Annotated in this window: 18 protein-coding genes; 7 read left to right on the forward strand and 11 right to left on the reverse strand. The window is 64.7% G+C overall.

Going from position 1 to position 19,704, the window contains the following annotated elements:
* Nucleotides 1-90: 90 nt before the first annotated feature.
* The 4 genes from GCN78_RS24275 to GCN78_RS29450 all read left to right on the forward strand — a co-directional run bounded on the left by GCN78_RS24275 (nt 91) and on the right by GCN78_RS29450 (nt 4,128).
* Nucleotides 91-1,218 carry a mechanosensitive ion channel family protein gene (locus tag GCN78_RS24275; RefSeq protein ID WP_152254004.1) on the forward strand — a complete coding sequence of 376 codons (1,128 nt, stop codon included), beginning with the start codon at nt 91-93 and terminating at the stop codon, nt 1,216-1,218.
* Between the two features lie 47 nt (nt 1,219-1,265).
* Nucleotides 1,266-2,561: a cation:proton antiporter gene (locus GCN78_RS24280; protein WP_152254005.1), complete on the forward strand. Its 1,296-nt coding sequence runs from the start codon at nt 1,266-1,268 to the stop codon at nt 2,559-2,561.
* A 122-nt stretch (nt 2,562-2,683) separates the two neighbouring features.
* Nucleotides 2,684-3,865 carry a serine hydrolase domain-containing protein gene (locus GCN78_RS24285; RefSeq protein WP_152254006.1) on the forward strand — a complete coding sequence of 394 codons (1,182 nt, stop codon included), beginning with the start codon at nt 2,684-2,686 and terminating at the stop codon, nt 3,863-3,865.
* Between the two features lie 89 nt (nt 3,866-3,954).
* Entirely contained in the window at nt 3,955-4,128 is a 174-nt protein-coding gene (locus GCN78_RS29450) for a hypothetical protein (protein WP_193316859.1), read from the forward strand.
* Here GCN78_RS29450 and GCN78_RS24290 read toward each other — a convergent pair.
* Nucleotides 4,125-4,511 carry a YkvA family protein gene (locus tag GCN78_RS24290; RefSeq protein ID WP_152254007.1) on the reverse strand — a complete coding sequence of 129 codons (387 nt, stop codon included), beginning with the start codon at nt 4,509-4,511 and terminating at the stop codon, nt 4,125-4,127. The genes GCN78_RS29450 and GCN78_RS24290 overlap by 4 nt on opposite strands.
* A gap of 92 nt (nt 4,512-4,603) precedes the next feature.
* Between GCN78_RS24290 and GCN78_RS24295 the strand changes: the two genes are divergently transcribed.
* On the forward strand, nt 4,604-5,701 hold the full coding sequence (locus GCN78_RS24295) for a DNA topoisomerase IB (RefSeq protein WP_152254008.1): 1,098 nt from the start codon (nt 4,604-4,606) through the stop codon (nt 5,699-5,701).
* Here GCN78_RS24295 and GCN78_RS24300 read toward each other — a convergent pair.
* Nucleotides 5,655-5,885, reverse strand: coding sequence for a hypothetical protein (locus GCN78_RS24300; RefSeq protein WP_152254009.1), 231 nt, complete (start codon nt 5,883-5,885; stop codon nt 5,655-5,657). The two genes, GCN78_RS24295 and GCN78_RS24300, sit on opposite strands and share 47 nt — an antisense overlap.
* Nucleotides 5,886-6,150: 265 nt before the next feature.
* Between GCN78_RS24300 and GCN78_RS24305 the strand changes: the two genes are divergently transcribed.
* Nucleotides 6,151-9,531: a hypothetical protein gene (locus GCN78_RS24305; protein ID WP_152254010.1), complete on the forward strand. Its 3,381-nt coding sequence runs from the start codon at nt 6,151-6,153 to the stop codon at nt 9,529-9,531.
* An 8-nt stretch (nt 9,532-9,539) separates the two neighbouring features.
* Here GCN78_RS24305 and GCN78_RS24310 read toward each other — a convergent pair whose 3' ends face one another.
* From GCN78_RS24310 to GCN78_RS24325, 4 genes are all read right to left on the reverse strand, one after another.
* Nucleotides 9,540-10,352: a ferritin-like domain-containing protein gene (locus GCN78_RS24310; RefSeq protein WP_152254011.1), complete on the reverse strand. Its 813-nt coding sequence runs from the start codon at nt 10,350-10,352 to the stop codon at nt 9,540-9,542.
* Nucleotides 10,334-11,305: a DNA-binding transcriptional regulator DsdC gene (gene dsdC / locus GCN78_RS24315; RefSeq protein WP_152254012.1), complete on the reverse strand. Its 972-nt coding sequence runs from the start codon at nt 11,303-11,305 to the stop codon at nt 10,334-10,336. The genes GCN78_RS24310 and dsdC overlap by 19 nt, the downstream gene beginning before the upstream one ends.
* Nucleotides 11,305-12,636, reverse strand: coding sequence for a D-serine ammonia-lyase (locus GCN78_RS24320; protein WP_152254013.1), 1,332 nt, complete (start codon nt 12,634-12,636; stop codon nt 11,305-11,307). The genes dsdC and GCN78_RS24320 overlap by 1 nt, the downstream gene beginning before the upstream one ends.
* 118 nt (nt 12,637-12,754) lie before the next feature.
* Entirely contained in the window at nt 12,755-13,492 is a 738-nt protein-coding gene (locus tag GCN78_RS24325) for an NYN domain-containing protein (protein ID WP_152254014.1), read from the reverse strand.
* A 277-nt stretch (nt 13,493-13,769) separates the two neighbouring features.
* On the opposite strand from GCN78_RS24325, the gene GCN78_RS24330 reads away from it, so the two are divergent.
* Nucleotides 13,770-13,997 carry a hypothetical protein gene (locus GCN78_RS24330; RefSeq protein WP_152254015.1) on the forward strand — a complete coding sequence of 76 codons (228 nt, stop codon included), beginning with the start codon at nt 13,770-13,772 and terminating at the stop codon, nt 13,995-13,997.
* 14 nt (nt 13,998-14,011) lie between these two features.
* Here GCN78_RS24330 and GCN78_RS24335 read toward each other — a convergent pair whose 3' ends face one another.
* The 5 genes from GCN78_RS24335 to GCN78_RS24355 all read right to left on the reverse strand — a co-directional run bounded on the left by GCN78_RS24335 (nt 14,012) and on the right by GCN78_RS24355 (nt 19,655).
* Complete coding sequence (locus GCN78_RS24335; protein WP_152254016.1) at nt 14,012-14,449, reverse strand: hypothetical protein; 438 nt, start codon at nt 14,447-14,449, stop codon at nt 14,012-14,014.
* 68 nt (nt 14,450-14,517) lie between these two features.
* Nucleotides 14,518-14,847, reverse strand: a complete 330-nt coding sequence (locus GCN78_RS24340) for a hypothetical protein (RefSeq protein WP_152254017.1) — start codon at nt 14,845-14,847, stop codon at nt 14,518-14,520.
* A 52-nt stretch (nt 14,848-14,899) separates the two neighbouring features.
* Nucleotides 14,900-16,978 carry a TonB-dependent receptor gene (locus tag GCN78_RS24345; RefSeq protein WP_152254018.1) on the reverse strand — a complete coding sequence of 693 codons (2,079 nt, stop codon included), beginning with the start codon at nt 16,976-16,978 and terminating at the stop codon, nt 14,900-14,902.
* A 93-nt stretch (nt 16,979-17,071) separates the two neighbouring features.
* Entirely contained in the window at nt 17,072-17,467 is a 396-nt protein-coding gene (locus GCN78_RS24350; RefSeq protein ID WP_152254019.1) for a DUF2946 domain-containing protein, read from the reverse strand.
* Nucleotides 17,468-17,522: 55 nt separating this feature from the next.
* Complete coding sequence (locus GCN78_RS24355) at nt 17,523-19,655, reverse strand: TonB-dependent siderophore receptor (RefSeq protein WP_152254020.1); 2,133 nt, start codon at nt 19,653-19,655, stop codon at nt 17,523-17,525.
* Nucleotides 19,656-19,704: the final 49 nt, after the last annotated feature.

Genomic DNA, 19,704 nt, shown 5'->3' on the forward strand with positions numbered 1-19,704 from the left:
CGTACGGCAACGCACGCCCCCGTTACGTCATCTGCCCGTAAAATAGCCGCTTCCGACATCCATTTCACTCATTTCAAGGAGTTTTCGCCTATGGATCTCAGCACGTTCCACTCGCTGATGGGAGGCCCGCTGCGCTCGGCGCTGACCGTGCTCGTTTCCGCCTTGCTCGTCACCCTGGTCGCCATCGGAGTGCACCGGGCCGGCATCGGCTTGCTGAAAAAACTGGCCAATGGCCACCCGTTCACCCGCAACCTCGCGCGCGTGGCCTTCCGCGCCAGCCAGTTGTCCATGATCGTCTTCGGCCTGCGCATGGTGCTGGCCAGCGCGCCCGACGACACGCCGGCACTGGTCGCCATGTCGCATATCACCAGCGTGGCGCTGATCATCGCGCTGACCTGGCTGGCCATGCAATGCATCGAGTCGCTCAGCATCACGATTTCCCAGATCAATCCCGTCGACGCGGCCGACAACCTGCGCGCGCGGCGCCGCATCACGCAGGCCCGCGTGCTGACGCGCAGCGCGCACGCCATCGTCGTCCTGCTGGGCTTGTCCTTCGTGCTGCTGACCTTGCCCGGCGCGCGGCAGATCGGCGCCAGCCTGCTCGCCTCGGCCGGTGTGGCGGGCCTGGTGGCCGGTATCGCCGCCCGCCCCGTGCTGGGCAATTTCATCGCCGGGCTGCAAATTGCGTTCTCTCAACCCATCCGCATCGACGACGTGCTGATCGTCAATGGCGAATGGGGCACGGTCGAGGAAATCAAGGGCACGTATGTGGTCGTGCGCGTGTGGGATGAACGGCGCCTGATCGTGCCGCTGCAGTGGTTCATCGAAAATCCGTTCGAGAACTGGACGCATACCTCCTCGGACATCCTGGGCACGGTCTTTCTGTGGCTCGATTTCAGCATCCCGATCGCGCCGCTGCGCGCGGAACTGACGCGCATCTGCGAAGGCGCCGCGCAATGGGATGGCCGGGTCTGCACGGTGCAGGCGACGGATTCGAACGAGCGGGCCGTGCGCGTGCGTTTCCTCATCAGCGCGAAAGATTCGGGCACGGCCTTCGAGCTGCGCTGCATCGTGCGCGAGCAGATGCTGGCCTTCATCACCACCAATTATCCGCACAGCCTGCCCCGCCTGCGCTCCACGCACGACCCCATCGAAGTGCGCGCCATGCAGGCGCAGAACGACAGCGTGGCGCTGCACAAGGCGAAGACCATGGCGTAAAACCTGCGGCGCGCTGCCCTGGCCCGCGCGCCGCTACAATGGTTCGCATGAGCACCACCGCCTGGTTCATCCTGATCGGCTGCCTGATGCTGGCGCGCGGCCTGGGCGCCGACCGCATCACGCGCCTGCCTTTGACCTCGGCCATGGCTTACCTGGGCGTGGGCCTGCTGCTGGGGCCCATGTTCCTCGGCCTGTTCGCGTTCGATCTGGTGCGGCAGGCCTCGCTGCTGGAAACCCTGACGGAAATCGCCGTCCTCATCTCTCTGTTTTCCGCCGGCGTCAAGATGCCCGTGCCCTTCAGCCTGGCGCGCTGGCTGCCCTCGCTCCGCCTGGCGTGGCTGTCGATGGCCATTTCCGTGGCCCTGGTGGCAGCTTTTGCATGTCTGGTGCTGGGCCTGCCCCTGGGCGCGGGCGTGCTGCTGGGCGCCATCCTCGCCCCCACCGACCCCGTGCTTGCCACCGACGTGCAGCTGCGCCATGCGGGCGACAGCGAGCAATTGCGCTTCATCCTGACCAGCGAGGCGGGCATGAACGATGGCAGCGGTTTTCCCTTCGTCATGCTGGGCCTGGGCTTGCTCGGCCTGCATGAGCTGGGCCCGCTTGGCGCCACCTGGCTGTGGCGCGATTTATGCTGGGCCAGCGGCGCCGCCATCGCCTTGGGCGCGGCCGGCGGCGCGCTGCTGGCCTGGCTGGGCTGGCAGGTGCGCGCCAAGGAACCGAAACACGCGATGCTGGACGACCTGGCGGCCCTGGGCTTGATCGCCCTCGTGTATGGCGTGGCCACCTGGCTGCACGCGTGGGGCTTTTTGGCCGTGTTCTTTGCCGGCGTGGCCTTGCGCCAGACGGAGCTGCGGCTGGCCGGCGCGCCCGAAGACCGGCAAGGCTTGCTGCAGGCGGAAGAAACCCATGCCGTGTCCGCCGCCCAGCCGCACGACAGCGAGGTGCCGCTGACCGTCAGCGGCGAATCGCTCGTCTTCAAGGAACACCTGGAACGCCTGTCCGAACTGACCCTGGTGCTATTGCTGGGCGGCACCGTCACGGCCGCCGCCTGGAGCTGGCAGGCGTGGAGCGTGGCGCTGTTCCTGCTGCTCGTGGCGCGCCCGGCCAGCGTGATGCTGGGCTTGCTGGCGTCGGGCACCGGCATGCGCCTGCGGGGACTGGCCGCCTGGTTCGGCGTGCGCGGCATCGGCTCGCTGTACTACCTCAGCTATGCCATCGCGCACGGCTTGCCGCCCGGCCTGGCGCGCGAGCTGGCCGATATCACCCTCGTCGTCGTCATCCTCTCCATCGTCGCGCACGGCCTGACGGTCAAGCCGCTGCTGGAACGCTACTGGCGCAAATGACTGGTGCAAATAAGCACCGGTCAGCCCACTTTGTCATTGCTACACAGCAATGTTTTGTCAATCGCCCCTATGCCGGGCAGAAATATTGTTAAGATCATTCAAAATGGCAAAAGAGAGAATCAATGAAACGACGAAGCGTGCTGGGACTGGGCGTCTCACTGGCCCTGCTGCAAACGGGCTGCGCCACCGATCCGGCCAGGCTGGCGTGGGAAACGGAATTTGACGGCTTCATGCGCGATGGCCTGGCCCGCACGGAAACGCCGGGCATGAGCGTGGCCGTGGTGCGCGGCGAGCAAACCGTTTTCACGCGCGGCTATGGCTGGGCCGACATCCAGGCCGGCAAGAAGGTCGATGCCAACACGGTGTTCCATGTCGCCTCCGTCAGCAAGCTCGTCACGGCCACGGCCGTCATGATGCTGCTGGAACAGGGCGCCTTCCAGCTCGACGACAAGGTGGCGGCTTACCTGGACTTCCCGCTCATGCACCCGAAGTTTCCCGACGTGCCCATCACCTTTCGCCATTTGCTCAGCCACACCTCGGGCATTTCCGACGCCGTGTACGACAAGACGACGGCGTTCGCCGTGCAGGGCGACCCGCGCTTACCGCTGCGCGACTTCGTCAAGGGCTACCTGTCGCGCGGCGGCGCCTGGTACGACGCGGATGTTTCGTTTGCCGCCCGGCCCGGCACGGAATGGCGCTACAGCAATGTGGGCATCGCCCTGCTCGGCTATCTGGTGGGCCGTTTGAACCCCGATGGCCTCGATGCCTTTGCGCACGAGCACCTGTTCGAACCGCTGGGCATGGACAACACTGCGTGGAGCCTGGCCGGCTTGCCCCGGCGCGCCGTCGTCGCCCAGCCGTATGCGCACAAGGAAACGGGCCTGCAAGTGCTGCCGCCCGTCGGCTATCCGGACTGGCCGGCCGGCCTGCTGCGCAGCTCGGCGCATGACTTTGCCCGTTTCCTGGCCATTTTCAGCAATGGCGGCCGGGTCGATGGCCACCGCTACCTGCAAGATGCCACCCTACAATTGTTTTTCGCCCCGCAAGCGGCCCCCGTCGTGCCCGCCGACTCGTCCGTGCGCCAGGCCCTGGTCTGGCTGCTGCGCGACGTGGACGGCAAGACGCTGGCCACGCACAGCGGCGGCGATCCGGGCGCCGCGTCCGTCGTCTGCGTCGACCGCGCCAGCAGGACGGCCGTGCTGGCCTTCGCCAACGTCAGCGCCGACAAGGAATTTCGTTCCTTCCAGAAAGAAGTCGTGCTGCGCCTGCTGGCCCACGGGCGCAGCGGCGCGCCGGCGAAATAAGCATAGCCTTGTGTGAACGGACGCACGGTGGCGTCCGGGCAAGCACGTATGCTGTGCTGGTCGGACCTTTTTCAACACGGGAGACCAGCATGACCAATCGCATCGGCAACAAGGACGTGGCGCAACAGCGCAGCAAGAGTGAAAAAGCCCGCATCAAGGCGCAAAACATCGCCAGCGAGGCGGTGAAGATGGCCGAGGCGAAGGCCAAGTACCGCAACGCCGTGCGGGGCCAGCCCGCTCCCGCTGCGCCGCCCGGCAATTAAGAAGCGCCGAACCAGCCGCGCAGCTTCTCGGCCGCGCGCTGCTTGACGTCGGCCGTGATGTAGGTGGCGACCGTGGCGACGGCCGCCGCCAGCACGGCCAGGTCATCCGCATAGCCGACCACGGGCGTGATGTCGGGAATCGCATCGATGGGCGAAATGAAATAGCCGAGCGCGCCATAGATGGCCGTCTTGGCCCACAGCGGGGTATTCGGCTGCTGCGCCGCGTAGTACAGCCACAGCGCTTTCTCGATGACTTCGCGTCCCGCCGTCTTGGCGAACTTGACGACCTTGTCCCAGAAGCTGTCATCCGTATATTTCTTTTCATACTGCTTGTCGACCTGGGGGGCGTGGTCTTCTTCCAGATTCTTTTTTCTGCCAAACATCTGCTGCTCCTGTCTGCCGCGCACGGCGTTACGAATGCGCACCTTAGCATAACGGCGCGCAGGGCGCGCGGCGTGCAAGGTAAGCTATCTTCATGGAAATATCTGCCACCACCACGGCCCGGGCCGCCGGCCTGCGCTACACGGGCGACCACCAGAGCGGCATTGCCCGTCTGGGCAAGCCCGGCAAGTTCCGTTACCGCGACGCGGACGGCCAGCTCTTGCGCGATGCCGCCAGCTTGATGCGCATCAAGGCGCTGGCCATTCCGCCGGCCTGGACCGACGTATGGATCTGCACGCGCGCCAACGGTCATTTGCAGGCGACGGGGCGCGACACGCGCGGCCGCAAGCAGTATCGCTACCATGCGCGCTGGCGCCAGGTGCGCGACGAGGTCAAGTATGAGCGCATGCTCAGCTTTGGCCGCGCCCTGCCCGCCATCCGCGCCGCCGTCGCGCACGGCATGCAGCTGCCGGGCTTGCCGCGTGAAAAAGTGCTGGCCACCATCGTGCACTTGCTGGAATTGACGATGATGCGCATCGGCAACGAGGAATACGCGCGCACAAACCAATCGTTCGGCCTGACCACCCTGCGCACGCGCCATGTGCAAGTCGACGGCAGCGCCGTGGCCTTCCACTTCAAGGGCAAGAGCGGCGTGCGCCACGATATCGCCCTGAGCGACCGGCGCCTCGCCAGGGTGCTGCGGCGCATGCGCGAACTGCCGGGACAGGAACTGTTTCAATATGTCGATGCGGAGGGCGCGCGCCACGGCGTCGATTCGGGCGACGTCAACGATTACCTGCGCGCCGTGACGGGCGAAGACTACACGGCCAAGGATTTCCGCACCTGGTCCGGCACCGTGCTGGCCGCGCTGGCTCTGCAGGCGTTCGAACAGGTCGATTCCGAGGCGCAAGCGAAGAAGAATATCGTGAAGGCGATCGAGTCGGTGGCAAAAAAGCTGGGCAACACGCCGACGATCTGCCGCAAGTGCTATGTGCACCCGGCCGTGCTGGAATCGTATCTGGACGGCAGTTTATTGGCAGGCATGCGCGCGCGGGCGCAGGAACAGTTGCGGGAAGAGCTGCCGGCGCTGAAGCCGGAGGAAGCGGCCGTGCTGGCCTTGCTGCAGCAGCGGCTGCAGGGTGCGGTCAAGCCTGGCGTGCCGGCTGGGGCTGGCACCGGGCCGACAGCGTGAGGGCGTCGCTGCCGCAGACGGGCAAGGCGCCGTGGCCCACATCGCGCGCCACGGCGGCCGGGGCGGCGGCGTTCGCCGGCGCATCGTCCGTGGTGAACAGCGTGGCCGACAGGATCGCCAAGGTAAACAGGCAAATCAGCAGGAACGGCTTGTTCACGTGAATGGACTGGTCTGGCTTTTGCATCGCATACTCCGTCGGACTGGTTGGCTGTTGCAGCATGGGCATGATCATCGCGTGTTTCCCCAAGGCATACAATCGGACAGTTTCGACAAGATGAGTAGGACAGCGCTGACAGCGTTCATCCATCGAGACAGGTGTCGACGGATTTGACACCGGCGCCGGCCCGCATCAGTCAAGTCCCTGTTTTTACAGCATAATTTTTACGGGAATGCTTCCTGCTTGACCTCTTGCCTGGGCACGCTTGGCGCCAGTCGACGGGGGAACGATCATGAGCTTTATCAAACAGGTGCTGCTGGCGCTGCTGCTGTGCGCGATGGGTGCCGCGCACGCCACCAGCATCGGCTACACGGCGACGTCGCTGGGTGGCACGCAGTGGCGCTACGACTATACCGTCAGCAATACCACCCTGGCCGTGTCCATCGCCGAATTCACCTTGTTCTTCAGCGTGGGCCCGTACGCCACGCTGCACAATGTCGCCACGGCGCCCGCTTGGGACGTTGTGCTGGTGCAGCCCGATCCCGCCATTCCCGCCAGCGGCTACCTCGACGCGCTGGCGCTGGCCGACGGCATCCATCCCGGTGCCACGGCCACGGGCTTTTCCGTCACCTTCGATTACCTGGGCGCGGGCAGCCCCGGCGCCCAGGCCTTTTCCATCCTCGACCCCGTCTCCTTCATCGCGCTCGAAACGGGCCTCACGCGGCCAGCCGCCGTCGCCCTGCCCTCCACGCCCTGGCTGCTGCTGGCGGGCGTCCTGGCCTTGGCCAGCCTGCGGCGCCGCGGGCTGTCCATCGCCGCGCTGGCCACGGGCCTGGCGCTGGGCCTGTGCGCCTGCGGCGGGCCGAACGACCCCACGCAGCCGCCCACGCCCAAAGTCATGCTGGCCACCGCAGCGATGACCAGTACCACCGCGCAGGCCGCCGGCGACTTCGAAGTGACACGGCTGGAAAAAGTGGCCGAGCAGCGCGTCAGCCGCACGGCCTGGGACTACACCTACCGCGTGCACATCCGCAACAATGGCAGCGCGGCGGCCAGCAATGTGCGAGCCGTGCTCACCAGCGCGCCCGAAGGCAGCACCATCATCGATGGCGACGTGCTGGCCGGCAGCATCGACGCGGGCGCCACCGTCACGCCCGACGACACCATCATCGTGCGCATCGAGCGCAGCATCGCCTTCCAGAGCGCGGGCCTGACGTGGACCTTCAGCGCCAACGCCAGCATCGAACTCGATCCCGTGCGGCCCGCGCAAGTGGTGGTGCTGTCGCTGGCCGGGCTGGGCTTTACGGACGGCGCCGACAGCGTCAAGGTCAGCGGCGCCATCACCGACGTGCTGCTGCAGGATGGCAGCCTGCGCTTTTCCACACCCGGCGACACGGGCGTCGACCAGCACGCGCAGTTTTCCCTCAGCAAGGGCAACAGCGTCACCACGATGAACGTGCTGATCCAGACGGAACTGCCTACGGCCGTGGAAACCCATGTGGAGCCGGACGACGACGGCAACCTGCCCGCCACGGCGCCCGTGCTGGCCATCACGGGGTTGGGGCCGAACAACCGCCTGCAGCCGGACGGCATGGCGTTCCGCCTGCCGGGTGCCGCTACCATGTCCCTGCAGGATGACAGCGACGGCCTGCTGTCCATGCCGGGCGGCACGGCCGTCAGCCTCAAGCAGTACTGGGTCTTCGACGCGGCCAGCGGCGCCTTCCGCATCGGCGCCACGGCCATGCGGCAATTGCTGGCATCCTTGCCCAACGGCAGCTACGACCTGCACCTCAATTTCGTCTCGCAGGACGGCGAATTCACGGCCAGCTATGCCTTGCTCGTCGTCAAGTCCGGCATCGCGCTGCAGGGACAGCTGCGCACGCCGGCAGGCGGCAACGCCACGGGGCTGGCCGGCAAGAAGATGTTATTGGCCGGCTACAACAGCCACCAGCGCCAGGTGGCCGTGGTCGACGCCACGGGCGCCTTCCACTTCGATGGCGTGCTGCCCGACACCTGCCAGCTGACCTTGAATGACCTGGTCCACCCGAACGTGGTCAGCGTCAGCGCCGCCGTCTTCGACAACAGCAGCACCGTCAGCGTCGACATCGTCTATCCGTACGGGCCTGGCCTGGGCCAGCGCGCCGGAGCGACAAGCTATGTCGCGGGCACGGTCAGGCAGGATGGCGCCGGGCCGCCCGCGCGCGAGGTGCCGGCCCGCCCCCGTGGCACGGCCGACGTCACGCCGCAGGATGACGAAAACAGCAAGACCTTTGTCGCCACGGCGGCCGCGCAAGGCCAGACCGTCACCACGCCCATCGTTTTCACCGTGCCCAAGGGCACGAACAACGTGGGCGTGAAGATCACCGTCAGCACGGCCGAATACCCCGTGTTTACGACGCAGCAAAGCCGCTACAACGACACATGGTCCTATGCGGTGACCGGCTTGCCCGGCGCCAGCCTGGCCGCCGCGGGCGCCGTCAACCAGACGCACTACACGCAGGGCACCATCGTCAGGACGGAATGCGTCGACGTCAGCAAGCAGACCAAGGATGGGGCGTTGAGCCTGGGCGGCAACGTCAGCGCCACGAATATCGGCGACAACCTCCTGGCCACCGTGACGACGGTCGAGCTGGGTCTCGCGTGCAAGGGATTGAAGGTGACGCAGGCGAAATTCCTCTCGCCGAACAAGGCCGGCCACCCGGTGCTGCAGCCGATCAAGCTGACGGGCAATCTGCCGGGGCCATACGTTTCCGTCTCGCAAGGAACGGCGACGGCCACCCACACCGTGCCGCTGGAATTGCACTACACGCCGGCGGCGGCGACGATCACGGAAGTCAACATCGGCATTTCATCGGACGGCAACAACCCCGCCTTCAGCACGGAGAATTTGTTGTCACAGACCAATACCAAGAGCGCCGGCAAAGTCACATTTCCCAGCCTGGTGCTGCCCGCCTTTGCCGGCGCCATCAACAAGAAGGCCGTCGTCACCTTGCGCCTGAAGGGCCGCGTCGACAATACCGACGCCAGCTCCGACCCGGCCGAAGGGGGGCAGGTGGAATTGAAGGGCGACACGGCCTACATTCCCCTGTACCTGGCCAACAACGAGGCGGCGCTGGCGGCGCGGCGCTACGGCACGCGCGACGCGGGCGGCGATTCGTGGGCCACGCGCCTGGCCATCGCCTGGCTGGCGGGCAAGGCTTACCGCTTCGACGACATCAGCGGCCAGCATGTGACGCAGACGGCGGCGGGCCGCTCCATCCTCGGGCACAGCGGCCACAGCGACGGTCAGCAGCTCGACTTGCGCTATGCGGACGGCACGGGCGGCTACACGGATGCGCTGGGCGGCCAGGGCAATGGCGCCGCCATCAAGCAGCTGATCAATGCAGCGAAGGCGGAAGTGGCGGCCAACCCGCCGCAAAAGCCGAAACTGGCGCTGCTGCGGGCGTGGATCGCGGCGAACCGGGCCATGCTGGCCAAGGAAGCGGCGCCGGCCAGCACGCGCGTCATCTACATCGGCCCCAGCTTCGTCAAGCTGGCCCTCGTCGACGGGCGTTTTTCCGCCAGTCCGGCCGACAAGATCCCGGGCGTGGCCGCCTGGATCAAGCCGGTGAAAGTGCACATCGAGCAGGGACACCTGAGTCACTGGCACATCAGCATCACGGCGCACCCTTAGCGCTGGCGTCAGGAAGGCAAGTCGGACAGTTCCAGCTCTGAAAACCCGGCCCGGCGCCGCGCTTCCAGGTTGAACGGGCCGCGCAAGGTGGGCGCTTCGTAGCGCAGCGCCAGCTCGGCATAGGTGGCGCGCAAGTCCAGCCCCCGTTGATCGCACAGATAGCCGTACCAGCGGTTGCCGATTTCCACGTGCCCCACTTCGTCGCGCAGGATGATGTCGAGGATGGCGGCGGCGGCCAGGTCGCCCGCCTGTGCCAGCTTGGCGCGCAGCGGCGGAATCGCGTCCAGGCCCCGCGCTTCCAAGGTGCGCGGCACCAGCGCCATGCGCGCCAGCACGTCGCCGCGCGTCTTGTCGACCATTTCCCACAGGCTGTCGTGGCCGGGGAAGTCGCCATACGTGTGGCCCAGCACCTGCAGGTGCGCCTGCAGCATGGCGAAGTGCGTGGCCTCTTCTTTCGCCACGCGCAGCCAGTCCGTGTAGTATTCAGCGGGCAAGTCCGGGAAGCGCCACAGGGCGTCGAGCGCCAGGTTCATCGCGTTGAACTCGATGTGCGCGAGCGCGTGCACCAGCATGGCGCGCCCTTCCGGCGTGATCATCGAGCGCCGCCCCACCAGGCGCGGCGGCACCAGTTCCGGGCGCTCGGGACGGCCCGGCACGGCGCCGGTCGGGGCCAATGGCGCCCTGACGTCCAGCGCCAGTTCGGCTTCGGCCATGGCCGCCACCATCGCCACCTTGGTCGCCGGGTCCGGTTCCAGCAGGCAGGCGAGCGCAGTCGTGCGCAATTCCTGTGGCGGCGTTGGGGTCAAGGAAGATGGCTGCATGGGAATTCTTTCGTGCGCGTGGACAATGAGGGGCGCAGTGTATCAAGTGCCTGCCCCACTAGCCAGTCGAACAGGACCTGCACTCTTGCCGGCAGCGGGGCGCGTCCGCTATGCACGAGATAATAGGCCTGCGGACTGGCCAGGTTGAACCCGCCGAACGGCAGCACCAGTTCGCCGCTGTCCAGCCACGGCTGCACCAGCTGGCGCCGTCCCATGGCCACGCCCGCGTGGTGGATGGCCGCTTGCGCGCACAGGTCGGCGCGGTCGAAACGCAGACTGCGCGCGGGCAGGTTCACCGCTGGCGCCTGCGCGTCCAGCCACAGGCGCCACTCGGCGTCGGGCGCGCAGGCGGGCCAGGCCAGCGTGTCGTGCAGCACGGTGGCGTCACGCAGCTTGTGCGGCATATCCAGCAAGCCGTGGTCGCGCGCATATTGCGGGCTGCACACGGGCGCCAGCCATTCGTCCATCAGCTTGCGCGATACGAGACCGGGAAAGTGGCCATCGCCATAGTGCAAGGCCAGGTCGACCTGGCCGGCGCGAAAGTCCACGCTGTCATTGCCGACACGCAAATCGATCGACACGTCCGGATACCGCGCGGCGAACCCCGCCAGGCGCGGCACCAGCCAGCCCTGGGCGATGGAGGGGCGCGCATGCACGGTGATGCCGCCCGCCAGCGCATCGCCGCCGGCGATGGCCGCATGCAAGCCGTCCCAGCCGATTTGCAGGGCGGCGAAGATGCGTTCGCCGTCTGGCGTCAGCCTGACTTGGCGCGTCAGGCGTTCGAACAGGCGCAGGCCCAGGCCCGCTTCCAGGCGGGCGATGCGGTGGCTGACGGCGCTGGGCGTGAGCGCCAGTTCCTGCGCGGCCAGCGCGAAGCTGGCGTGGCGCGCCGCCACCAGGAAGGTGTGCAGGTTGGCGAACTGGCTGGCCGTCAGGGGCGCGCCGGCAGGCATCAGGCGGCTCCGGCCGCCAGCAAGGCGCGGCCCCGCGCCACGTAGGCGGCCATTTCGTCCTCCGGCACCATGCTGCCTCCCGTGCCCCACACGAGGTGCGTGGCCTGCGCCAGGTTGGTCTGGTACTGCGGCGCCGCCAGCACGGGAGGAATGCCCGCGAAGCCGGCCACGGCGGACGGTTCCAGGCGCAAGCCTTGCGTTTGCTCCAGCGTCGCCAGCAGGCGGTACAGTTCTTCATCCGTGACGGTGGCGTAGCCGTCGATCAGCCGCTGCATGGCGCGTCCGACGAAACCGGACGGGCGTCCCACGGCCAGGCCATCGGCGGCCGTCAGGTTGTCGATGCCGATCTCCTGCACGCTGATGCCGTCATGCAAGCCCGTGTGCACGCCCAGCAGCATGCACGGCGAGTGGGTCGGCTCGACGAACACGCAGTGAACGGCATCGCCAAAGGCCAGCTTCAAGCCGAAGGCCACGCCGCCGGGGCCGCCGCCCACGCCGCACGGCAAGTACGCGAACAGGGGGTGAGTCGCATCGACCGCGACGCCGAGCTGCTCGAACTGGGCTTTCAGCCGCTGTCCCGCCACCGCGTAGCCGAGAAACAGATCGTGCGAGTTTTCATCATCGACGAAGTGGCAGGTGGGGTCGTTCCGCGCCTGCCTGCGCCCCGCTTCCACGGCCACGCTGTAATCGGTCGCGTATTCGACGACGGTGACGCCGTGGCTGCGCAACCTGTCCTTCTTCCATTGGCGCGCGTCGGCCGACATGTGCACGGTGGCGCGAAAGCCCAGGCGCGCGCTCATGATGCCGATCGACAAGCCCAGATTGCCCGTGGAACCGACGGCGATCGCATACTGGCCAAAGAAGGCGCGCACGGCGTCGCTGGCCAGCAGGCTGTAATCATCGCCCTCCTTCAGCAAACCGGCGTCCAGCGCCAGCGTTTCCGCGTGTTTCAGCACTTCATAGATGCCGCCGCGCGCCTTGATGGAACCGGAAATGGGCAAATGGCTATCCTGTTTGAGCCATAGCTGACCGCTCGTCATGCCTGACGCCAAACCCAGCGTCGCCTGCATGGCGGGCAGCGGCACGACGGGCGACTCGATGACGCCGCCGCTGGCCTGCGTTTCCGGAAACGCCTTGGCGAGATAGGGCGCAAAGCGCGCCAGGCGCGCGCTGGCGTCCGCCACGTCAGCCGCCGTCAAGCCCACGTCGCTCAAGGCCTCGGCAGCCGGTGCGACGCCGGGGTTGAACCAGCTCAAGGGCTGCAAGGCCATCAGTTCTGTAATCAGGGGAAATTTTTCGCGCAGCGCGGCGATGGCGGAAGTGGGCAGCATGGCAACCTCGTCAAGGAACAAGCCATGATTAGACCGCATCCGGGCGCCGCTGGCAAAGGATGGTTGATCAGGCAATGGATGACGGAGGATCATGTGTCATGATCCAAGGGCATGCTCCCTATTTCAGTTTAATGTACAGATGCATGGCGGGATTCTTTTCGCTTTGAACTTCTTTTATTTCGACAAAGGGAAGACGACGCACCAGCTCGCTCAATTTCTGGCATCCATAGTGGCGCGGATCGAAGGCCGGGTTGTTCTTCACGATCAGACTACCGACGCCGCTCAAGGACGCAAACCCGTCATCGCGCGCTGCGGCGATGATGGCCTTGCGCAGCACTTCCTGCGTGTCTACGTCGAGCGAGACAGGCGCCAGCGCATGCAACGGTTTTTGCTGCTTTCCGGTCAAGGGAGGCGGTGTCACCGGCCGCAAAATCTCCGTATACACAAACTTGTCGCAGGCGGCGACAAAGGCTGGCGGCGTCTTTCTTTCACCAAAGCCATACACGGCGAGTCCTGATTCACGAATCCGGGTTGCCAGGCGCGTGAAATCACTGTCCGACGATACCAGGCAAAAGCCGTCCAGCTTTTCAGAGTGCAACAAATCCATGGCGTCGATGATCAACGATGAATCGGTCGAATTTTTGCCTGTCGTATAGCTGAATTGCTGGATGGGCTGAATGGCCATCAAATGCAGAATCTCTTTCCAGCCTTTCAAATTGGGTGTGGTCCAGTCGCCATAGGCGCGCTTCACCGATGCGGTGCCGAAGGTCGATACTTCCGTCAGCAACTCCTTGATAATCGACGCCTGGGCATTATCCGCATCGATCAAGACTGCCAGCTTGGCATTACTTGTCATAATTTTCGGGCTTCAAAGAAGTGGAGATTCTGGCTGTGGCGCAAGACCTGTGCATAGCGATCACTCAGGTATCGGGCAGCTTGTGTGCAGTCGCTACTATGCAAGCAAATGTTCAGTTAAGCAATCTCCTAAGCCCGCAGCCCTGTTCCCTGCCGATAGCTGAAATTAATTCTCAAATGCATTATCGATTAAAGAAAAATTTCCACAAGGGCACAGAAATAAGTTATCTTTAAGACAAACAAAGGAGACATTTTTTCTCTTTTCTACCGAGGCAAAAATGCGCTCCAAGAATGACAAACTCACTGCCAAGAATATCGACATCGCGGACTGCGCAAGGCAGGACGATTTGACGGCCCAAAAGGTCGAGGTCGGCATTATTTTCCAGGAAATGCTCGATACCGCCACGGCCGCCGCCTATCTGGCCAAGAACAAGGTGCCGATCGCCACCGCGCTGCGCGTCCTGACGGGATCGCGGCGCAAAAAGAGCACAGGCGGCAGTGGATGACGCGGCATCACCTGTCAATCCTGTTCGCCAGCAGATAGCGTCCTGGGCTTTCTGCTGTTTAAAAACGATGCAGTCAGGACTGCTGGAAAACAGGCCAGCCAAAGATAATATCCAGCACCAAATCCCAGCACCGTGGCGTAACCATTATCGTTAGGCATTGTTTTGAGGCCAAATGCTGTCAGCGCAAGCGCGAAACCAACAAAGGCAGCCAGCTTTGCAGCGCGTGGCTTCTCTTTCGAAAAGTACATGGCAAAAATAAGCGGCGGATTGGCAAACCAGGCAAAGCTGCCGGCCAAAGGCCCTAGCCAACCGAGCAATAACACGCCCCAGCCCGGCATGATTTCGTTAGAGGTAACGATACCTGTCAATAATAATGACGCCACATAGGCAACGACGGTCATGGACAAAACGATGGCGGAGGCATCCTCGCCCAATAATTTGGAATATTTCACAGGTTTCCCATGGCACGAACGGATGAATCAAGACGATGAGAAGTTCACCAGGAGAAATTCCAATCTCCTTACCGCTTCAACGGCACGGTGCCCACTTCATACCAAACCCGCAGACCTCGTTCCACTTGCATGATCGCCATCCAGCCCCGGGTTTCAGCAATGGTTTCGATGCTGACAGGGCGAACTCCCGTTTTTTCCAGCCATTCATTTGCCAATACCAGCGATCTATCCATGCCATCGGAGAGAGGACTGCCGGAAGTGGTCGAACGGAAATCTTTAAATGCGATCATGAATACCCTTATAAGTAGCAGCGATGAAGCATAACAAATTTCAGTAAAGAAACATGCGCACAATGTCACGACGATCTGGCGCCGCGACTCGCCGATATGAACCGTCAAGGGGCGCCTTCCTCCCGCAGCGGCGACAGGAAGGCGCCCTTGATTGCCAGCCTTAGAATGTCAGCTTCAAGCCCAGATCAATCGACCTGCCCTCGGCCGGCAAGGCTTGCAGCGCCCCGCCGTTTGCCTTCAAGCCGGACAGATACACGCCGCCCAGCGGGTCCGCATACGCGCGGTTGAACAGGTTGCTCACGCCGGCGCTCAGGCTGGCCGTCTTGCTCAATGCCACGCTGCTGCGCAGGTTGACGAGCGCATAGCCGCCCGTTTCCGGTTCGAAGCGGCGGGCGTCGACCCTGTCCTTGCGGGCGACGATCTTGGTTTCGATGCGGCTGCTCCAGGCGCCCAGCCTGTGTTCGACGGCGAACAAGGCGTTGAACGGCATCATCCGGTACAGGTCGCCGCCATCGCTGCGCTTGCCCCGCGTGTAAGCGGCATTGCCCGTCGCCATGAAGCGGCCCCAGCGCGCGCTGCTTGTCAGCGGCAGCTGCCACGCCAGGTTGGCGCCGTACAGCTTGGCGTCGTGGTTGGCAAAGCGCAGCAAGTTGCCATTCGCGCCCATTTTCATGTACGGATGGAACGATGCCAGCACGTCGACGTCGATGTAATTGTCGACCTTGCTGTAATAGGGATTGACGCGCAGGAACCAGCCGTCCTCGCCGCCGCCATGCCAGTCGGCCGTGAAGGCCGCCGTGTAAGCCGTCTCGGGTTTCAAGTCGATATCGCCCACATAGCCGTTGCCGTCGCCAAACCAGTTGGTCATGGTCATGGCCATCGAACCGCGGCCCCAGGAATAACGCTCGTACAGGTTCGGCGAACGCACTTTGCGCGCCAGCGCGAATGCGTAGCTGCTGGCCGCATCCGGCGTGAAGGTCGCTTGCGCCGAGACATCGATGTTCGTGTCGCGCTGGCTGCGGCTGCGCGCATTGAAAGCCTTGGCGGCCATCAGGTCCGGCATGTTCATCATGTTGGTGCCGTACGATTGCACGTCGCCCGTCTCCATGCGCACGGATTCGCCGCGCACGCCCAGCACGCTCGTCCAGCGCGCATCATGGCGCGTTTCCAGCTCGCCAAACAGCACCATGCGGTCGCGCTTGCCGTCATTGATGTTCAGATAGGTGCGCGGCCCCATCATCATGGAACCGGGCACGGCCGGCCAGACATCGTCGAGACGGAAACCATGCCACTCCTGGCCCAGGCGCAACTCGCCTGCGGCGGTGGGCAGGCTGGCCATCAGCGCATAGCCCGTATTGCGTCCATTCGTAATCATCGGCATCGAGCCCTTGCGTTCGGGCGAGAAAAAGCCCATCTCGTGGTCCGTCTGCTGCCAGTAGGCGCGCGCGTCGAGCACGCCCCAGGCAAAGTTGCCCTGGTAGGCCAGGTTGGCGAACTGGCCATGGTTGTCCGTCATGTCCATGTACTGGTTGGGGAAACCCTGGTACGGGATGTGCTGCACGCCGGCGCGCAGGGTCAGTTGCTGGCCCTGGCCTTTCGCCGCCAGCACGATGGACTGGTTGATGCTTTCATACATACTGGCCAGCACCGTGTTGCCACGCCCATCTTCATAGCTGTGGCCGCGCGTATAAGCGCCGCTGTAGCCGACGCTCAAGGTGTCGCTGGCGGCCGACGCATGCACGCTGGTCGCCACGCTGTTGTTGACGCTGCGTCCCGAGACGGCAAAGCTGCCTTGCGTCAATAGCGAAGCGCCGGGCTGGGCGAACACGGGCGCGTTCGATTGCACGTCGATGGTGCCGGCGATGCTGTCGCCGCCCGCGCTGACGGGTGTCACGCCCGCGATCAGGCGGATGCGCTGCACCTGTTGCGGATCGATGTACGACAGCGGCGCATTCATGTGGTTGGCGCAAGCGGAGGTCAATTCCATGCCATCGATGCGAATCTTGATGCGGTCATCGGCGAATCCATTGACGACTGGCAAGCCGGACACGCCGCCACCGGCCGCCACGCTGTAACCGGGCGTGCTGCTGAGCATCAGCGCCGTGTCGGCGGCGGGACGGTAGCCTTGCTTGAGGCCCGTGACGATGACTTTCATCTCGGGCAAAACCTCTTCGGTGCGCGTTTGCGCCACGGCGGGCATGGCGATGGCGAGGGAAATCAATAACGGTAAATGTTTCATGGTGCTGCTTTCAGATTCTGTATGGGTAAGACGAACGCACGCCAGCGCAGCACGGTGCCGCGCGGCGCAAGGCCGTTCAGGGAAAGGGACAGATCAGAAAGCGGCGGGCGGCCCGCGTGGCTGGACGGGTGTCCAGGCGAACAGCGGCGTGGCGGATTGGTAGAACAGCAGGGGCAGCAAGCCCGTGAGGATTTCTCCGGAAGCGAGCACGAGGGTCGTTGGGGGAATATCGAGGGTGGCCGCGTGCATGCTGCAGCACGGGCAATCTCCCATGCGCATGCCGCCCTTGGAGGTATCGGGCGCGTCCGTGGAGAGTGTTGCCGGCAGCATGGTCATGCCGCCCGCCACCGAGCAGATTTCCAGGCTGGGCACGGACAGGCCGCTGGCGACCGTCAGCGCGCGCGACACCGTGGGGGCGAGCGCGGCCAGCAAGATGGCGATACACGCGATCCACAGGACGATGACGGCCTTGCCTTTGCTGATGAACATGGCAACATTGTATCAGGGCAAGCACCCTGCGCACAGGGCGCAGGTCAAGCCTTGCCTACAAATCCACCTTCATCGACAGCTTAATGGCGCGCGGCGCGCCGGACGCCAGACGCGTGCCGGCGCCGGCCCAGTAGCGCTTGTCGGTCGCATTTTCCACGTTCAGCTGCCACACGACGGCCTTGTCCAGCACCCGGCTCGCATAGCGGGCGCCCGCGCTGAACAGGCTCACGCCGCCGAGGAAGGCCTGATTCAAATCGTTGACGGGACGGGCGCTGTAGTAATACGCGCCGCCATTGACGGACAAGCCCGGCACGGCGTCGAACGCATAGGAGAGGAAGGCGCTGGCCGTGCGTTTCGACGCGTTTTCCGGCGCCTTGCCGTTGTAGTCGGCGTTGATGTGCGCAAACCTCGGGTCGAGCAACTGGGCCGACGTCTGCCACGACAGCTGGCGCGTCAGCTTGCCCTGGGTCGACAGTTCCAGGCCACGGTAGCGCTGCTCGCCATCCGAGGTGAACACATTGCTGGCGTTGGTGTAGTAGCCGGGGCGCGTGATGTCGAACAGCGCGGCGGAGAGCAAGGTGCCGCTTGGGGTCAGCCAGCGCGCGCCCAGTTCCTGTTGTTTGCTGACGCCGGGCGCCATCTTGACGCCCTGGTTGAGCGTGCCCGTCGGGCCCGTCTCGCCCTCTTCCAGCCCGCGCGCCGTGGACGCGTACAACGACAGCTCGGGCGTGGCCTTGTAGATCAGCGACGCCATCGGCGTGGTCTTGCTGACGTCGTAGTGGCTGGCGCCCTGGTCGCTTCGGTAGCTGCTGCGGCGCACGCCGATGACGCTTTGCCATTGCGGGCCGAAAACCATGCGGTCGAGCGCATACAAACCCGTGTCGCGCGTGTCGAGCGCGGCCGTCGTGGGCGAAGTCGGCTTCGGGCCGAACACGACAGTCGTCACGGGCACGGGCTTATACAGGTTTTGCGAAGCAATCGTATAGTTGCTCTGATAGATAGGATCTTGCGACTTGTCCGTGCGCGAGGCGCCCAGGGTCAGTTCGTGGGCGATGAAGCCAGTACTGAAACTGCCGGCCAGTTCCGCGCGCAGCAAGTCCGACGCCGTCACGCTGTGCTGGATATTGCCGGTGATGCGGCCCGCGCCCGTGGCCAGCGCCGCCGCGTTGTTCAGACGGAAGATCGCCAGGCGGCGGTCGCGCGCCGTTTCCGAGTGGCCCGCCTCCACCGTCAAGGCCCAGCCGTCCGCGATGGCATAGTCGGCGCGCAATTGCGCGTTTTTCGTCTGCGCCTCGAACGCCGACCAGTCGGGACCGATCAGCTGGCGCGGATCGACGGCGCGCGGCAAGCTGATCACGCCTTTCACGGCGGCCGGCAAGGCCACGCCCGCCTGCTCCGTCACCTTGCGGCGCTCGTACTCGAGGTCGGCTTTCAGCAGCAGTTTATTCGTCACGCGCCAGTCCAGCGCCGTGGCGAGGAAGCGGCGGTTGCCATTGCCAACATTGTCCAGATAAGAACCCAGGGTGCCGCCGGCGGCATTGATGCGCACGCCGAACTCCTGCTGCGCGCCGAAGCGGCGGCCCACGTCGATATTCGCCACGGCACTGCCACGGTCATCGAGCGTCAAACCCATGCTCGTGACGGGCTTGCCGCCGGCCCGCTTGGTGACGAAATTGACGACGCCGGCCGGCGAGGTAAAACCGTAGTACAGGGCCGAGGCACCCTTCAGCACTTCCACCCTTTCCTTGTTTTCCATGGGCACTTGCGAGAAGTTCATGATAGGCATGGAACCGTTGAGGCGATAATTCGTGCGGTTTTCCACCGCGATGCCGCGTATCACCAACTGGTCCCACGTTTCGCCGCCGTTTTGCTGGCGCGTCACGCCGGCCGTGTTGCGCACGGCGTCGTACAGGCCGGACACGGCTTGCTGTTCCAGCAATTCGCGCGTGATCACGTTGACGGTCGATGGTACGTCCATGATGCTGGCGCCGCGAAAGCTGCCCGCCTCCGTGGTGACCGGCACCAGGCCTTGCGCGCGGGCGCCCGTCACTTGCACGGCCTGCATGACTTTCGCATCGCCAGCCGTCAAATCGTCTTGCCCAGTGGCAAAGGCCGCAGGGGAAGCGAAGGCCAGCGACAAGGCGGCGGCGACTGGAAGCAAGCGGGTGCGGGGAGAAATGACAGGCATGAGTTCAGGCTTTCAATATGTACAGATGGAAACTTACGGTTAACCACCA

It is taken from the genome of Janthinobacterium rivuli (assembly GCF_009208735.1).
Classification (GTDB): domain Bacteria; phylum Pseudomonadota; class Gammaproteobacteria; order Burkholderiales; family Burkholderiaceae_D; genus Janthinobacterium.

Coding starts and splice junctions, on each gene's coding strand:
- GCN78_RS24275 (WP_152254004.1), top strand. CDS start 91: ATGGATCTCAGCACGTTCCACTCGCTGATGGGAGGCCCGCTGCGCTCG.
- GCN78_RS24280 (WP_152254005.1), top strand. CDS start 1,266: ATGAGCACCACCGCCTGGTTCATCCTGATCGGCTGCCTGATGCTGGCG.
- GCN78_RS24285 (WP_152254006.1), top strand. CDS start 2,684: ATGAAACGACGAAGCGTGCTGGGACTGGGCGTCTCACTGGCCCTGCTG.
- GCN78_RS29450 (WP_193316859.1), top strand. CDS start 3,955: ATGACCAATCGCATCGGCAACAAGGACGTGGCGCAACAGCGCAGCAAG.
- GCN78_RS24290 (WP_152254007.1), bottom strand. CDS start 4,511: ATGTTTGGCAGAAAAAAGAATCTGGAAGAAGACCACGCCCCCCAGGTC.
- GCN78_RS24295 (WP_152254008.1), top strand. CDS start 4,604: ATGGAAATATCTGCCACCACCACGGCCCGGGCCGCCGGCCTGCGCTAC.
- GCN78_RS24300 (WP_152254009.1), bottom strand. CDS start 5,885: ATGCAAAAGCCAGACCAGTCCATTCACGTGAACAAGCCGTTCCTGCTG.
- GCN78_RS24305 (WP_152254010.1), top strand. CDS start 6,151: ATGAGCTTTATCAAACAGGTGCTGCTGGCGCTGCTGCTGTGCGCGATG.
- GCN78_RS24310 (WP_152254011.1), bottom strand. CDS start 10,352: ATGCAGCCATCTTCCTTGACCCCAACGCCGCCACAGGAATTGCGCACG.
- dsdC (WP_152254012.1), bottom strand. CDS start 11,305: ATGCCTGCCGGCGCGCCCCTGACGGCCAGCCAGTTCGCCAACCTGCAC.
- GCN78_RS24320 (WP_152254013.1), bottom strand. CDS start 12,636: ATGCTGCCCACTTCCGCCATCGCCGCGCTGCGCGAAAAATTTCCCCTG.
- GCN78_RS24325 (WP_152254014.1), bottom strand. CDS start 13,492: ATGACAAGTAATGCCAAGCTGGCAGTCTTGATCGATGCGGATAATGCC.
- GCN78_RS24330 (WP_152254015.1), top strand. CDS start 13,770: ATGCGCTCCAAGAATGACAAACTCACTGCCAAGAATATCGACATCGCG.
- GCN78_RS24345 (WP_152254018.1), bottom strand. CDS start 16,978: ATGAAACATTTACCGTTATTGATTTCCCTCGCCATCGCCATGCCCGCC.
- GCN78_RS24350 (WP_152254019.1), bottom strand. CDS start 17,467: ATGTTCATCAGCAAAGGCAAGGCCGTCATCGTCCTGTGGATCGCGTGT.
- GCN78_RS24355 (WP_152254020.1), bottom strand. CDS start 19,655: ATGCCTGTCATTTCTCCCCGCACCCGCTTGCTTCCAGTCGCCGCCGCC.